The sequence below is a fragment of the Polyangium sp. y55x31 genome (assembly GCF_029946505.1).
In the GTDB taxonomy this organism is placed as follows: domain Bacteria; phylum Myxococcota_A; class Polyangia; order Polyangiales; family Polyangiaceae; genus Polyangium.
Window position 1 is genome coordinate 143309 of the sequence record NZ_JARZHG010000002.1, and the last position, 15303, is coordinate 158611.

Annotated in this window: 11 protein-coding genes and 1 pseudogene; 3 read left to right on the forward strand and 9 right to left on the reverse strand. The window is 69.6% G+C overall.

The features are described 5' to 3' along the window. Nucleotides 1-14 precede the first annotated feature (14 nt). Nucleotides 15-1397, reverse strand: coding sequence for a hypothetical protein (locus tag QHF84_RS03820; RefSeq protein WP_281311781.1), 1383 nt, complete (start codon nucleotides 1395-1397; stop codon nucleotides 15-17). A gap of 245 nt (nucleotides 1398-1642) precedes the next feature. Next, nucleotides 1643-2041 (reverse strand): annotated as a pseudogene (locus QHF84_RS50220) (transposase zinc-binding domain-containing protein); the annotation flags it as partial. 363 nt (nucleotides 2042-2404) lie between these two features. Here QHF84_RS50220 and QHF84_RS03825 point away from each other — a divergent pair. Beyond that, the gene (locus QHF84_RS03825) at nucleotides 2405-2782 is read left to right on the forward strand and encodes a hypothetical protein (protein WP_281311782.1); all 378 of its coding nucleotides are present in this window, start codon (nucleotides 2405-2407) and stop codon (nucleotides 2780-2782) included. 46 nt (nucleotides 2783-2828) lie between these two features. Here QHF84_RS03825 and QHF84_RS03830 read toward each other — a convergent pair whose 3' ends face one another. The 7 genes from QHF84_RS03830 to QHF84_RS03860 all read right to left on the reverse strand — a co-directional run bounded on the left by QHF84_RS03830 (nucleotide 2829) and on the right by QHF84_RS03860 (nucleotide 13150). After that, the gene (locus QHF84_RS03830; protein WP_281311783.1) at nucleotides 2829-3500 is read right to left on the reverse strand and encodes a hypothetical protein; all 672 of its coding nucleotides are present in this window, start codon (nucleotides 3498-3500) and stop codon (nucleotides 2829-2831) included. A gap of 182 nt (nucleotides 3501-3682) precedes the next feature. Further along, the gene (locus QHF84_RS03835) at nucleotides 3683-5047 is read right to left on the reverse strand and encodes a HAMP domain-containing sensor histidine kinase (RefSeq protein WP_281311784.1); all 1365 of its coding nucleotides are present in this window, start codon (nucleotides 5045-5047) and stop codon (nucleotides 3683-3685) included. After that, nucleotides 5044-5736, reverse strand: a complete 693-nt coding sequence (locus QHF84_RS03840; protein ID WP_281311785.1) for a response regulator transcription factor — start codon at nucleotides 5734-5736, stop codon at nucleotides 5044-5046. Before QHF84_RS03840 ends, QHF84_RS03835 begins: the two co-directional genes overlap by 4 nt. Next, complete coding sequence (locus QHF84_RS03845; RefSeq protein ID WP_281311786.1) at nucleotides 5733-8870, reverse strand: CusA/CzcA family heavy metal efflux RND transporter; 3138 nt, start codon at nucleotides 8868-8870, stop codon at nucleotides 5733-5735. Before QHF84_RS03845 ends, QHF84_RS03840 begins: the two co-directional genes overlap by 4 nt. Next, complete coding sequence (locus QHF84_RS03850; RefSeq protein WP_281311787.1) at nucleotides 8867-9910, reverse strand: efflux RND transporter periplasmic adaptor subunit; 1044 nt, start codon at nucleotides 9908-9910, stop codon at nucleotides 8867-8869. The genes QHF84_RS03845 and QHF84_RS03850 overlap by 4 nt, the downstream gene beginning before the upstream one ends. A gap of 23 nt (nucleotides 9911-9933) precedes the next feature. Further along, entirely contained in the window at nucleotides 9934-11181 is a 1248-nt protein-coding gene (locus QHF84_RS03855) for a TolC family protein (RefSeq protein ID WP_281311788.1), read from the reverse strand. A 430-nt stretch (nucleotides 11182-11611) separates the two neighbouring features. Then, nucleotides 11612-13150 carry an NAD(P)/FAD-dependent oxidoreductase gene (locus QHF84_RS03860; RefSeq protein ID WP_281311789.1) on the reverse strand — a complete coding sequence of 513 codons (1539 nt, stop codon included), beginning with the start codon at nucleotides 13148-13150 and terminating at the stop codon, nucleotides 11612-11614. A 270-nt stretch (nucleotides 13151-13420) separates the two neighbouring features. Here QHF84_RS03860 and QHF84_RS03865 point away from each other — a divergent pair, with 270 nt between their 5' ends. Both QHF84_RS03865 and QHF84_RS03870 read left to right on the forward strand, forming a co-directional pair. Beyond that, nucleotides 13421-14254 (forward strand): PAS domain S-box protein, encoded by an 834-nt coding sequence (locus QHF84_RS03865; RefSeq protein WP_281311790.1) that lies wholly within the window; start codon nucleotides 13421-13423, stop codon nucleotides 14252-14254. 23 nt (nucleotides 14255-14277) lie between these two features. After that, nucleotides 14278-15252, forward strand: coding sequence for an NADPH:quinone oxidoreductase family protein (locus tag QHF84_RS03870; protein ID WP_281311791.1), 975 nt, complete (start codon nucleotides 14278-14280; stop codon nucleotides 15250-15252). Nucleotides 15253-15303: the final 51 nt, after the last annotated feature.

Sequence of the window (15303 nt, forward strand, 5' to 3'; positions counted from 1 at the left end):
AGACGTGTGCCTGGTCAGAGCGGCGTGCCCTGGGGATGCCAGAACTGGACGATGCCGTTGCGCATGACGCCATCCTCGGCGACGTCCGACACCCCAGGCCCGTCGGTCCACACGAAGACGTCGAGGGTCGGCACGTACCGGAAGCGGCCCCAGGCTCCCTCGAGCGAGGTGGCGACGCCGATCGACCCGTGCGCATTCGCCGGCGCACGGCCGCCGTATGACTCGCGCGACCACGTCCAGGTGGCCGTGCGAAAATCGAGCGAGCTCGGGGTGAGCACGTGGGTGACCTTTTCCCCGAGGCCCTCGTAGAGGACGATGCGGTGTCGCTTGGAATCCCAGGCGGCGGAGACGTCGGTGCCGCCGTGCGGGAAGCCCGCCTCCCCGGGCGGCAGCGCGGGAACCTCGACCGCGGCCATCACCGGCGTGCCCGAGGCGAAATCGACGAGAATGGCAGCCATGCCCGCGTTCTCCGTGCCTCCTCCGGCGAACGCCAGCGCCGCCTTCGCCTCCGGGACGAAGAGCCAGGTGAAGTCGTAGACGGGGACGTAACCATTGTTCGGAGCGCCGTTCTCGACTTGAACGACCACCGACTCGAGCGGGCGCGGCACGGGCAGGGTGAGATCCTGATAGAATACCAGCGGTTGACCCTGGGTGAAGTACCACATCTTCCGGTTCACCGTGTCCTTCACGGCGACGCGCGAGCCGGACCCGACGCCCTCGGTCGCAGCGTCGGAGCGAGAGCGGGCCATTTGACCGTCGCCGAGGCTGAACGTCCATTGGCCCCACTTCGCGGGTTTGCCGGCCGTCTCGTCGAACTCGGCGTTTGGCACGAGGATCGAGCCGACGCTGGGCGCGCCGCCCTCGTCGGGCGCGAGATAGCTCGTCGACTGGTACTGATGCGCGAGGACGATGATCCGGCTGCCGTTGTGGTCGTAGTCCAACCAGGCGGGATCGCGCTCGTCCTTCGCCGCGTCGTACGGGTGGCCGCCGTTCCAGTCGCCGGTGGGCGGCAGGTTGCGCTCGGCGCCGACCTGGCCCCATTTGCGCGTGGTCACGTCGAAGAAGTAGGAGATGCAGCCGATGTTGGCTCCGTGGCCGCCGCCGAAGAACGCGAGCGCGCCGTCCTTCGAGTAGCCGTCGGCCCAGAGGGCGCCGTTCCACGAGCCCACCATCCCGGCGAAGCTGTTTGCGCCGTAGAACCCGTTGTACCATTGGCCCGGCGCGGCGGCGCCGTGGTCGATGTCGACGTCGGTGGCGTCATTCTGGTTCACGTTCGTGATCATGCCCGGCTGCGGGAGCCACCAGTCGGGCTGCGGCGGCTCGCCGCCGTCGGGGACCTGGCCGCCATCCGGCCCGGGCTTGTCGTCGTCGGGCGCGCTCGGGGACGAGCATCCCATGTGCAAAGCGACCAAGGTCAACCCGATGATGTGCGCAGCAGGTATTTTCAAGCGAGTCCTCCGGCGGGATGCGTATCACCAATGGGATATGGAGCTCAAGCGAACACGTGGCGACCCCGCGTTCGAATTGTGCCATCTCCCCGCCCCCTTCTCCCGCACCCGCACCTCCACCACGCTCGTGGCGACCTCGCCGCCGCCCGCGGCGGAGGCCTTGATCGCATACCCTCCAGGCGCCACCGGGGCCTTCACCTTGAATACCGCCCGCCCGCCGGAATACGAACGCACGACTCGGTAGAGAACCGTCTCCTCAGGTCGATGCCGCTCGTAGCGGTCGCCGTCGCCATGCAGTGCAGAAAGCGAACCTTTCGTTTGGCATGTAGCGAACACACCCATTGGCGAAGTTGTACCTCCGGCAATACCTCCTCGGTCAGATGCACAGCACCATCGCTCATCCGCCGTCCGAGGCATGATGGACAGAACCCACGTCGCTTGCACGAAAATGCGACCAGTCGCTCGAATCCGCCCCCTTCGCATTCCCCGCGCATGAAGCCGTATTCGAGAATCCCGCAGCGCAGATACTCCTCGACCTCGCGCACGACGAATCGCGGCAAACTCCCAATCGGCTCCACGCGCTCCCGAAACGAGTCCCAATGGCGCGCGCGATGGGGACGCGCGTGGGGCCTTCCTTTTGGCTTTGGCCGTGCTCCTACGGGGCGAGGTCACGGCAGCGGCGGCAGGCGACCTCGATGCCGCGGCCGTTGCCCACGAGGCAGCGGCACAGCTCTTTGGACTGGTCACCGAAAGCGATGCCACCAGCGCGGCTCGCACGGCCCATGAGGCCGTGGGCAAACTTCTTCGGGCGATGAGGCGGCACAGGTAGGTGCCGGGCCCCCTTGGATGCGGGGCCCGATTCGAGACACGAGCGCCAAATTGAGCTGGTACTTCAGGATATTCTGATCCAGACCTGGCCGATGCCGACGCCCCCGCCCGAAGGTACGCCGCCCGACGTGAAGCCTCTCCCGAAGCCGGTTCAGTACGCGATCCTCGCGGTGATGCTCGCCATCGCGGGGGGCGTGGTATGGCTCATACGCCCGTCGACGAAGCCGTGCACGGTGAAAGAGACCTTCCACAACGACGACATCTGCATCGTGACCGGAAGCGTGAAGGCGATCGACGAGGTGAACAAGGCCCTCAACGCCAAGCAGCTCGGCTCCGTCGACCTCGACGAGGTGGAGCTGACGGACCCTTCGGGCTCGCGAGCGGTCTATTTCGATCCCCAGAAGCTCGATCTGCACGGCCGCACGACCGTGAAGGTGACCGGACGGGAAGTGCCGGAGCGCAGGATGCCGGGCGTCATGCGGTTCGTGGTGGAGAAGGTCGAATAGTCGTCGCGTGGACCGGCTTGCCGCTTCCGCTCCCGCTTCCGGGCGCTCAGCCCTTGCGGTGGGCGAGCGTCTTCGTGCCGATGGCGAACGCAATGGTGACGGTCGACTCTTTGACCGTGCGCACAGTTCCCGAGCCGAACACGCGATGCGCGACGACTTCCCCCACGGTGTAGGTGTCCTCGATCCGATAGGGACGACCTTCGAGCGTCGCGACGTCGTGGGAATTCCGTCTGGCTCTTCGAAGCTCCTCTTCCACTTCCTCCGCAGAGAGCCCGGTGCCCCAGCCGAAGTCGAGCAGCAGCGTCGTGGCGGTCAGTTCCTGGCGCCGCACTCGTTTCTCCGCGCTCTTGAGTTCTTTCCGGGTGAAGGGGACGAAGTTGTCGCTCATCCATTCCAGCTCGGTCGTGTCTGCGAAGAGCCAACCCTCAGCGAAGTGGGTTGTCAGCCACGCGTAGACCCGGGCCGTCAGGCCGTCTCCTTCGAGCCTGATTTTCGCGCGCTTCATCCGCTCTGCGAACCGCGCGAGCGCGGCGGGTGCTTCCGCGAGGAAATAGGACGTCGTGGTGGGCTTGCAGGCGTCCGGCACCGGACAGTCGTTGCCGGTACGGAAGTCCGAGGGCCCGAAAAGGTCGCACCACGCGTCCGGAAGGCTGTAGCTCGCGCTGACCTCGTGATCCGACCGTCCCTGAAGGCACCGAAGATAGGCTCGGTTCGCCATGATGTGTGCGCGAGATTATGCTGCGCCCAGAAGCGAGTCAACACGGCCCTCAAAGCATGTGAGCAGAGGGCATGACAGGCTCGCCCGAGGGTAACGCGAGCCAGCGGCGGGGCTCAACCCTTCACGGTGCAATGCCAAGAACGGTAAACAGATTTCGCTTGCCGCTTGCCGCCCCCTCCCCCCTACCGCGGCATTTCCACGACGAACCGCGCCCCCCGCCCCTCCTTCGGCGCGAGATACACCTTCCCCCCGTGCCGCCGCGCGATCTCCCGCACGATCGACAAACCCAAGCCCGCCCCCTGCCCTTGCTTCGCCTTCGCTCCCCGGAAAAACGGCTCGAAGATATGCTCCGCTTCCTCGGGCCGGACCCCCTCGCCCTCGTCCTCCACCGAGATCCGCCACCCCTCCCCCGCCGCCTCGATCCCCACCGAAATCGTCGTCCCCCGCGGCGCGTGCGCCATCGCGTTCGACAGCAAATTGTCGATCGCTTGCCGCGCCGTCTGCGCCTCGAACGCCGCCTGTGCCTCCTCCGGCAGCGATAACGAGATCCTCACCCCGCGCGCCTCCGCCTCCCCTTCACACGCCTCCGCGGCTTCCCGCACCACGGCCGCCAGATCCCCGGCCTTCGCCTCCCACGTCACCTTCCCGAGCGCCGCGAGATCGAGCAGCCGCGCGGCCAGGTTCGACAATCGCGTCACCTCGCCGCGCGCCTCGGAGAGCGCCTCCCGGAGCTCCTCCGCGCTCCGCTCCTTGCGCAAGGCGAGATCCATCTCGGTCCGCATCAATCCGAGCGGCGTCCGCAATTCGTGCGCCGCATTCGCGATCAGCCGCTCCTGCGCGTCCCGCGCCGCCCGCAATCGCTCCATGGCCTCCGCCAGCGCCACACGCAAATCCGCGATCTCGTCGCCCGTCGGATCCGGGGGCAGGCGCCACGCGAGCGCGCCGCCGCGGAGCTCGGGGAGCTGCGCCGTCATGTCGCCGATGCGCCGGCTCATCCGGCCCGCTTGCACCCATTGCAAGAAAAACAGGAGCGCCGCCGCCACGGCCACGAGCCCGAGCGTTGCTTGCCAGTAAAGCCGCATCGTCGCGTCGATCTCCGCGAGCGAGCTCTGCAGCGTGAGCACGTACGGCTCGCCCCACGGCGCGCGCACGGCCACCACGAGCGAACGTATCCAGCGCCCGTCGGACGACCGCTGCGTCGAGAGGCGCGGCCCCTCGGAACCCACGTCGGCCGCCGGCCGATCGGGTATCCAGCCATTCTCGGGGAAATACGAGACGAGCTTGCCCGTCCCGTCGTAGAGCCCCGCCATCGGCACGAACGAGCGCACGTCGTCCGCGAGCGGCGATTTTCCGAGGTGCACGTGCGGCGCGCCCGTCGGACCGTCGAAGAGGCTCACGCTCTCCACCGCCGCCTGCGCGAGCAGCGCCCGATCCAGCGCGCCGAGCAAGCTGCCGCGGAACACCACGCCCGCCACGACCACCGCGAGCACGAGCACGAGCGACGGCAGCGCCGCGCCAAAAAGGACGAGCCGCGCCCGTACCCTCACGATTCCCTCCTCGGCGGCTTCGCGACCACGAGCCGATATCCCACGCCGCGCACGGCCTGGATCGTCACGTTGTCCCCGCAAAGGCTCCGGAGCTTGTTCCGCAGATACCCCACGTAAACATCGACCACGTTCGGCGCCCCGTCGAACCCCGTCCCCCACACCGTGCCGAGCAGCTCCGTCCGCGTCAGCGCCTCCCCCACGTGCCCCGCGAGCTCCGACAGCAGCGCATATTCCCGCGCCGTCAGGCTCTCCTCGACGCCGTCCCGCGTGATGACCCGCCGCCGCGCGTCCAGCGTGATCGGCCCGAGCCGCGTCAATGCCTCGTGCCCCGCGCCGCGCCGGTGCAGCGCCTCGAGCCGCGCCACGAGCTCCTCGAAATCGAAAGGTTTGACCAGGTAATCGTCCGCGCCGGCCCGCAGGCCCGTCACGCGCTCGCCCACCGTCCCGCGCGCCGTGAGCAAGAGGACCGGCGTCTTGAGCCCACGCTCCCTCCATCGCCGCAGGAGCGAGACGCCATCCATGCCCGGCAGCGACCAGTCGAGGATGATGACGTCGTAGACGACCCCGAGGCCCTGCTCGAGCGCCTCCGTGCCGCTCGCCGCGAGGTCCACCTGATGGCCCTCCTCGCGGAGGCCTCGCTCGAGCAGGCGGGCCATCTTGGCCTCGTCCTCCACCACGAAGAGCTTCACGCCGCCATCGTAGCGCCGGACGACCCCTCCGGCGGCGCAGGATCGGTCGCCGACCGCCCGCGCCGACCTCGGCCGATCCAGCCGTACAGGCTCGGCACGATGAGCAGCGTGAGCAGCGTCGAGGTCACGAGCCCGCCGACGACCACGGTCGCGAGCGGCCGCTGCACCTCGGAGCCTGCGCCCCGCGCGAGCATCATCGGGACGAAGCCGAGCGCCGCCACGAGCGCCGTCATGAGCACCGGCCGCGCCCGCGCCCGCGCCGCGCTCTCCGCCGCCGCCGCGGGATCCTGCCCCGCCGCCTCGTTCGCGAGCACGCGCGAGAGGAGCACCACGCCGTTCAGCACGGCCACGCCCGAGAGCGCGATGAACCCGACGGCCGCGGAGATCGACACCGGCATGCCTCGGATCGTGAGCGCCACCATCCCGCCGACGCAGGCGAACGGCACGTTCGTGAAGATCACGAGCATCGGCTTCACCTTGCGGAACGCCGCGAAGAGCGCGGCGAGGATGAGCGCGACCGCCGCCGGCACCACGACGAGCAGCCGTCGCGAGGCCTCCTGGAACGTCTCGTATTGCCCGCCCCAGACGAGGCGATACCCACGCGGCGCGGGGACGGCCTTGTCCACGCGCGCCCGCGCCCGCGCCACGAGATCCCCGAGATCCGCGCCGCGCACGTTGAAGCCCACGACGATACGCCGCTCGCCGTCCTTGCGGCTCACGAGGCCCGGCGTCGGCAGCGTCTCGACCTTCGCCACGCGCGCGAGCGGCACGAGCCCGCCCGCCTCCGTCGGCAAGCTCAGGTTCGGCAGATCGAACGCGCCCGCCGCGCCCCCGATCCGCAGGACCACCGGAATCCGGATCGCCCCGTCGTACGTCGCGCCGACCTCGATGCCATTTCGCACGGCCTGCACCGCGTCGAGCACCTCGCCGACGCCGAGGCCCACGAGCGACGCTTCGAGCGCCTTCGGCTCGACCTCGATGAGCGACACGTCCGGCGGCGCCAGCACCTTCACGTCCGCGGCGCCCTTCTCGGCCGCGATCTCGGCCGCGATCTTCTCGGCGAGCTCTCGGAGGACGGCGAGATCCGCGCCGTAGATGCTCACGGCCACGTCCGACACGGCGCCGCCGAGCAGCTCGTTGAACCGCATCTGGATCGGCTGCGTGAACGAGGGATCCGCGCCCGGCGAGGCCGCGTCGATCGCGCGCCGGATCTCCTCGATCAGCGCCTCGCGTTCGAGCCCCGGCCGCCACTTGTCCCGCGGCGCGAGCGTGATGAACACGTCCGCCTGTTCGAGGCCCATGATGTCCGTCGCGACCGCGGGGCTGCCCACGCGCGAGACGACCTGCTGCACCTCGGGCACCTTGCGCGCCGCGGCTTCGAGCTTACCCGCCTCGACGATCGCGGTCTCCAGGCTGATGTCCGGGGCGCGCGTCGTCTGCACCACGAGATCCCCCTCGTCGAGCTGCGGCGCAAGCTCGCTGCCCGAACGCACGTAGAGCACGACGCCCGCCGCGAAGAGCACGAGCGCGGCCCCTGCCACGAAGACGGGACGTTTGACCACGAACGAGAGCGTGGGCCCGTAGATCCGATCGATCATCCGCACGAGCCACGGATCCCGCACCGGCACGTCCTTCTGGCGGAGCACGAGGCTCATCGCCGCGGGCACGTACGTGAGCGACAGGACGAGCGACGTGGCGAGCGCGAACACCACGGTGAGCGCCATCGGCCGGAACATCTTCCCATCGACGCCGGTCATCGTGAGGACCGGCAGGTACACGATCAGGATGATCAGCACCGAGAAGAACACGGGGCTCGCGACCTCGGCGCTGACACGGCTCACCCACGACGTACGTTCCGGCCCTCCCGCAGGCGCGGCCCCCTTCTGCGAGGCGTGGAAGAGGTGCTCGACCATCACGACCGCGCCGTCCACGACGAGGCCGAAATCGATGGCGCCGAGGCTCATCAGGTTGCCCGGGATGCCGAGCGCCACCATGCCCGAGAGCGCCCCCAGCATCGAGAGCGGGATCGCCGAGGCCACGAGCAGCCCCGCCCGCAAGCTCCCGAGCATCGCGAACAGCACGACGCCGACGAGCAGGCCGCCTTCGAGCAAGCTCTTGCCCACCGTGCGCAGCGTGCTGCCGACGAGGTGGCTCCGGTCGTACACGAGCCGGATCGACACGTCCTCCGGAAGCGCCGCGCGCACCGCGGGCAGCTCCGCGTGGAGGCGATCCATCACCTCGAGCGCGTTGTCACCCCGGAGCATCTGCACCATCAGGTAGACGACCTCGCCGCGGCCGTCGGCCGTCGCCGCGCCGATCCGCGGCAGCCCTCCCACGCGCAGATCCGCCACGTCCGACACGCGCACCGCGCGGCCTTCCTGATCGAGCGGCGAGACGATCGCGTGCCCGAGCTCGGAAGGATCCTTCGGCCGCGAGACCGCACGAAGGAGCGCCTGTCCACGGCCGAGCGGCAAGCTCGCGCCGGGCGCGCTGCCGGTCGATCGTTCGAGCGCCTCGCGCAGCGCGCCGAGCGTCATGTGCCGCTGCGCGAGCCGCGCCGGATCGGCCACGACCTCGATCGTACGCCGCTCGCCGCCCCAAGGGTTCACCTCCACGACACCCGGCACCGCGCGCAGGAGCGGCGCCACGCGCGTCGTCGAGAGCTCGTAGAGCTCCGCCAGCGAGCGCGACGGCGAGCTCAACGTGAAATGAAAGATCTCGCCGAGCCCGCCCGTCACCGGACCAAGCTCGGGCGCGCTCACGCCGGCCGGAAGCGAGCCCGCGACGGACCCGATGCGCTCCGAGACCATCTGCCGCGCGCGCCACGGATCCACCGCGTCGTCGAAGACGATCGTCACCGACGAGATGCCGTACCGCGACAAGCTGCGGTGCTCTTCGAGGCCCGGGAGTCCCCCGATCGCGAGCTCGATCGGCCGCGTGACCTGCCGCTCGACCTCCTCGGGCGTGAGGCCGGGCGCGCTCGTCAACACGAGCACCTGGTTGTTCGTGATGTCCGGCAGCGCGTCGAGCTCGAGCCGCCGCCCGAGGAAGGCCCCCACGACGGCGAGGACGAGCGTCACCACCACGACGAGGACACGATGCCGGATCGAGAGTTTTACAAGCGCGGGAATCAATCGGCTCCTCCCGGTGTGGGCAACGCGCGCGACGCATCCGCGGCCACCTCGTCTCCGGGGCGCAGCTCCCCCTCGACGAGCGCGTCGGCCCCGGAGCTCGACAGCACCTTCACCGGCAGCGGCGCGCCGGTTTTTCGCGAGAGCACCACGGCCGCGCCGTCCTTCAGCGTCACCGCCGCCGCGGGGATGGCCACGGCCGTTCCGCCCGGATCCGGCGAGACGCGCACCTTGCCCAGCGTTCCATGCGGCAAGTCGAGCGCCTCCGCAGGCTTGAACCACGCGAGCACCGTGCCGTCCCGCCCGTTCGTGCTCGGCGCCTCGTTGAGGAGCGTGAGCGCCGTGGTCTGTCCGAGCGGCCCCACGAAGACGAACCGCGCACCCGGCGGCGGCCGCTGCGAGAACCGCGCCTCGACCCGCGCCGCGCCCGCGCCTTCGATCCGCGCGATCGGCGCGCCCGTGGGCTCACGTGACTCGCCGAGCGCCGCGTCGAGCTCCGTCACCACGCCCGCGACCGGGCTCTTCAGGGTCACGAGGCCGCCCGAGCGCACGAGCGAGGCGACGTCCTTCGGCCCGAGCCCCGCGATCTTCAATGTCGCGAGCGCCATCTGCTGCGCGGCCGACGCATCCGCGAGCGAGCCCTCGACCTCGGCGATCTCCGCGAGCTTCGCGAGCCCGTCCTTCCGGAGCTCTTCGAGCTGCGCCTTGCGCCTGCCATGCGCCCCGATCCGCGTGCCCGCCGCCGCGAACGCGCCCGCCGCGCGCGCGAGCTCGGGCATCACCACGTCCGCGATCGGCGCGCCTTCCTGCACGCGCTCGCCGTGCTCCACGTGCACCTTCGTGATGCGCGCGGAGAACGGCGGCACGACCGCTCCTCGCGCTCCCGCGGGCGGCACGAGCTCGGCCGGCGCTTCGAGCAACGAGAGCCCGCCCGGCGCGCGCGCCGCGACCCACGGCGTCTCCGCGCTCTTCGGGCCCACGTCCGCAGCCGGCTCGGGCGCCGCCTCGGGGCGCGCGCACGCCGTGAAGGAAAGCGCCGCCATGACAAAACCGATCCTTCGCGCCTTCATCGCGCCTTCTCCTGCTTCTTCCCGTCGTCCATCGCCGAGAGCCACAGCCACAACTTCACGCGCGCCCACGCGTTCGCGGCCCGCGCGCGCTCGAGCCGGCTCTGCGCGGCCGCGACGTTCCTGCGCGCCGTGATCACTTCCAGCATCGTCCCCTCGCCCGCCTCGAAGAGCCGCACCCGCGCCGCGAGCCCTTCCGTGAGCGCCGGCAAGATCGCGCCGGCAAGCGTGTCCACGATGTCCTGCGTGTGCTCGACCTCGTGGATCCCCATCGCCACGTCGGCCGACGCGTTCGCTTCCTCGCGCTTCGTCTCGCCTTCGAGCTGCGCCGCACGCGCGGCCGTCACGCTGCGCTCACGCTCGCCCTGATTGAAGAGCGGGAGCGTGAGGCCAACGGCGCCATACCCGACGAACCCGCCGGGCGAGTCCCGCTGCACGTACACGCCGAGCGAGAGCGACGTGCCGCGCGCGGCCTTCTCCTCGGCCTCTCGCGCCCGCTCGACGCGCGCCGCGAGCGCCTTCTGCTGCACGGTCGGCAGCGTCGCCGCGCGCTTCAGCACATCACGCAAGCCCGCGCCGGAAGGCAACCCAGGCGCCGGCAAATCCCCACGCGCGCCGAGCGGCTGCGCGCCCGCAGCGATCACCCGCGAAAGCCCAAGCCCGCGCTCGAACACCTCGCCCTCGGCCCCGATCACCCCGAGCCGCGCCTCGGCGTGGTAGGCGCGCGCGTCCGCCGCATCCGCCTTCGTCGCCGCCGAGGCCTGCGCGGCCTTCTCCACGAGCCGCGTGAACTCCCCGGCAAGCGCCGCTTCACGCGTCGCGACCTCGAGCACACGCTCAGCCGCCCAGAGATCGATCCAAGCCCGCGCCGCTTCGAGCCTCTGCGTGAGCGCAAGCGCACGCGCGCCGGCCGAGAGCTCCTCCTCCTCGACCCGCACCGCAGTCTTGCGCGCCGAAGCCAACCCCGCGAGGTTCCACGACTGCGTCACGCTCGCCTGGATCTCGACCCCCTGGTTCGGCGTAGGCAGGACGCGGTAGCCCGGCTGCACATAGATTTGCGGGTTCTCCGTCAATCCCGAGATCCGAGCGCCGAGCGCATGTTTCGTAGACACAGCGCGCTCGGCGCCGCGCACGTCGGGCGTCTCGACAGACAGGCCAATGGCCTCGTCGAACGAGAGTTCCTTCGCAGGTGTCGTGGCCGCGAGCGCAACATTCGCGGCGATCGGGAGCGCGAGCCAGAAGCTCATGCGTCGGACCCTAGCGCCGCACCCCGGAAAAGATCCTGAGGGGATCCTGAGAGAATTCTCAGAAAGGCAGCGCCGTTTGAAGCCGCTTCGCTGGGGCTTTGCCCCAGGCCCCAGCAGGGGCTATCCGCCCCTGCACCCGGACCAGCGCAAGCGCTGGACTCGGGGTCGATGAACTGCGCGATGCGCAGTTCATCGAACGAGCCGGGTCAAGGCAGGCGACGATGTTGCCAGCCAAGACGGCCGCGCTGCGGGTTCGGCTGGCGACCTGGTCGCTTCGCCGGCCTGTTTGAAAAACTGCGCGTAGCGCAGTTTTTCAACCCTGCGTCCAGGGCTTGCCCTGGTCCGGGGTCGAGGGGGCGGACAGCCCCCCGCGGGGCTCGGGGCAGCGCCCCGACGCGGCGCCTCCCCGAGGAGACCCGTGCTCCACCCTTCACCGCGGCCCGAGCTTCGCCATGAACGACGCTGCGAGCCCGGACAGGAGACATGGCGCCACGCCGCCGCCGAAGACGCCGGAGCCCGCGAGATACAGGCCTGTCACGGGCGTGCGTGTGCGGAATCCTTTGGGCCCCCATTGCGAGAGCGTCATTGCCGGGCCGAATGGCGCGCCGCCTGCCGCGTGTGTTCGATCTGCGGCCGTGAGGGGCGTGCCGTAGGCCTGCACGACCACGTCGCCCACGAGCCCTGGATACCGTGCGTCGAGCTCCTTCAGCATCCACCGCGCGATCTCGTCGCGATAGGCTGCATATGCGGGACCGCGCTCGGCCTCCGGGAGCGATTGCCATTTGCGGAAACGCGCGTGTGGCACGTAGGTGAGCACGACGAGCGACGAGCTGCCCTCCGGGGCGAGTGCGCCGCTCGTATCTTTGATGGAGGTCGGCGAGACGAACAGCATCGGCCGCGGCGGGAGTTTTCCCGTGAACCGGGCGGAAAAACCTTCCTCGACGTCGTAGGACGGGTAAAGCCACACGTTTTGCGCGCCGAGCCCGTAGGCTCGTACGTCTCGGCGCAGGCCGAGCCATATCTGGAAGGTCGCCATGGACGGCTCGATCACGGCCGCCTTGCGCCGGAGCGAGGTTTTCAGGTCCGCTGCGGGGACGAGCCGGCCCAGGGTGATCGTGGGATCAATCGCGGAGACCACGATATCGGCCTCGATTCGCTCGCCTCCCGCGAGGATGACGCCGGTCACGCGGCCGCGCTCGGTCTCGATACGCTCGACGAGGGCGCGTGTGCGGAATTGCGCGCCTTTCGCTTCGGCTGCGCGCACGAGTGCGTCGCGCAGGCCTCCGCCGCCGCCGCGCGGGAAGAACGCGCCGTCGCTGAAATGGGCCATGTAGAGCAGCGCCGCGAGGGCGACCACGCGCGACGGCGGCAAGGCCCACGCGCCGGATTGACCGGCGAGCACTGCGCGCAGGCGCCCGTCGTCGGTGCTCTGCTCGATGAGCTCGCGCAAAGGCCGCTGGCTCCATTGCAAGAGCGCCGGCACGCCTGTGAGCGCGACGAGATCGGTGAGGACGGGGCGGCCGAGGATGCCCCGGGCGAGCGCGTCGTGCATCTTCGCCGCGCCGTCGAGCAGACCGAAGAAATGGCGCAGGCCCTTCGTTTCGCCTGGAAAGAGCGCGGCGAGGCGCTCGCGGTAGGCGGCGAGGGGCCGACAAACCCGGATATCGAGATCGGGAAATCGATACAGGTCGAATCCGTCGGGATCGAGCTCGCAGAAGAGCTCGCTGGCGTCGACGCCGACGGACTGGAGCAGCTCGTGGACGAGCTGGCCGGGGCGGCATGCGCCGACGTAGTGCAGGCCCTGGTCGAACACGAATCCGTCCCGCGAGAACGGCGCGAGGTAGCCGCCGATCTCGGCGCCCGCGTCGAGGGCGAGGACGTCGAAGCCGTCCTTGGCGAGGAACGCAGCGGACGCGAGGCCGCCCGTACCGGTTCCGATCACGAGGGCGCGTCGCGTGCTGGAGGCCATGATGCTGCCCGCCAGGGTACACCCACCCGCCGGCCGATGCGAGCAAGAAGCAATCACGCACACGCGTCAAGGCCACGACGGTGTCGTGAACTCCGGTATGTGCACGCACTTCGTGTGGTCGAGCGCTTCCTTTTCGGCGCGAGGCGCCTTGACAGGGCTTCGAGCGTGATCCTAGCATCCCGTATTTAGAGGATTCGATTTCGGGGTGAATGGTTGGAAATGGTGGAAGGGCAACAAATCGGAGACGCCGGGTCGAGTGGGGGTGATGCAGTGCAGGATCCTTATCGACGCCTCTTCGAGTTGTCGCCGGATCTCCTGGGGATCGCCAATATGGAAGGTTACTTCCTGGAGCTCTCCCCGTCCTGGGAAAGCCGCCTCGGACACACGCGCGCCGAGCTCTGCGCGTCTCCATTCCTCGCCTTCGTGCATCCGGACGATCAGGCGAAGACAGCCGAGGTCGCGGCCGATCTCGGCCGCGGCAGGGAGATCTTCACCTTCAAGAATCGGTATCGCTGCAAAGACGGATCCTACCGGTGGATTCATTGGACATGCGTGCCGACCGGGGATCGCATTTACTTCGTGGCGCGCGACGTCACCGAGCAGCACGAGCTCGAAGCGGAGCTACGCGCGTCGAGGAACGAGCTCGAGGAGCGGTACCGGGAGCTCGAGCAGGAAATGACCGAGCGCCGCCAGGCCGAGGCGGCCCTCCACGCGCAAAACGAGGCGGTCCGGGCGCTCTCGGCGCCCATCCTGCAAGTCGCCGAGGGCGTCCTCCTCTTGCCCGTCATCGGGCAAATCGACGCCGGGCGCGCGGCCATGATGATGAGCAAGCTGCTCGAATCCATCGTGCATTCGGCAGCCCGCGTGACGATCCTCGACCTGACGGGCGTGGCCGACATCGACACGAATACGGCGTCACACGTCTTCTCGCTCGTCCACGCGGCAAGGCTCCTCGGGAGCGACTGCCTCGTCTCCGGCATCCGGCCGGCGATCGCCTCGACCATGGTCGAGCTCGGGATCGACACGAGCAGCCTGCGCACGTTCGGAACCCTGGCCGCAGCGCTGTCACACGCGCTCGGCCTACGAGCGCCTCGCCAGCGGTGACGACCTCCTGCTAGGCTCGCCCCATGCGAGCCATTCGATTCCACGCCCTCGGCGGCCCCGAGGTCCTCCGCCTCGAAGACGCCCCCGAGCCCACGCCAAAGCCGGGCCAGGTCAAAATCGCCGTCCGCGCCGTCGGCCTCAATTACGCCGATACGATGTTCACGAAGGGGCAATACTTCATCCGCCCCACGTTCCCGGCGATCCCGGGCATGGAAGCCGCCGGCGAAGTGCTCGCCGTCGGCGAAGGCGTGACCGACGTCCACGTCGGCGACCGCGTGATGGCCCTCGGCGACGGGGCCTATGCCGAGCAAATGGTCGCGCCAGCCTACAGCGTCTATCCGATCCCGAAGGGTTTGTCCTTCGAGCAGGCCGCAGCCTTGCCGGTGCAGGGCCTGACGGCGTACCACGTGCTCACGTTGTCAGGCAGGCTCGCGCCCGGGGAAAAAGTGCTCGTACACGCGGCCGCGGGCGGCGTGGGGACACTCGCGGTGCAGATCGCACGGCGGCTCGGAGCGTCGTTCGTCGCAGGCACGGTGGGCTCGCCGGCGAAGGCGGATCTCGTACGCTCGCTCGGCGCCGATCTCGTGGTGAACTACCGGGAAGACGATTTCGCCACGCAGATTCGTTCAGCCGTGAAAGAAGGGGTGGACGTGGTGCTCGAAATGCTGGGCGGCACGGACGTCTACAAGCGGAGCCTCGCCTGCCTCGCGCCACTCGGCCGGATGGTCGTGTACGGCGCCGCGACCGCCGACGTACGCGGCACGGTGGAGCCCATCGGGCTCATGCACAAAAACCTGAGCATCACCGGCTATTACATGACACCCCTGATCAAGCGCCGCGAGCTCTGCGCCCCACCCCTCGCCGAGCTCGCCGCCGCAGCCGCAGAAGGCACACTGCGCGTGATCGTGGGCAAAACGTATCCGCTCGAAGCCGCAGCCGAAGCACACCGAGACCTCGCCGGCCGCGCAAGCACCGGCAAGCTCGTGCTCGTGGTTTGAGGCGGCGGCGGCGCAGCGCCGGGGTTTCACCCCGGACCCGACCAGGGGCTG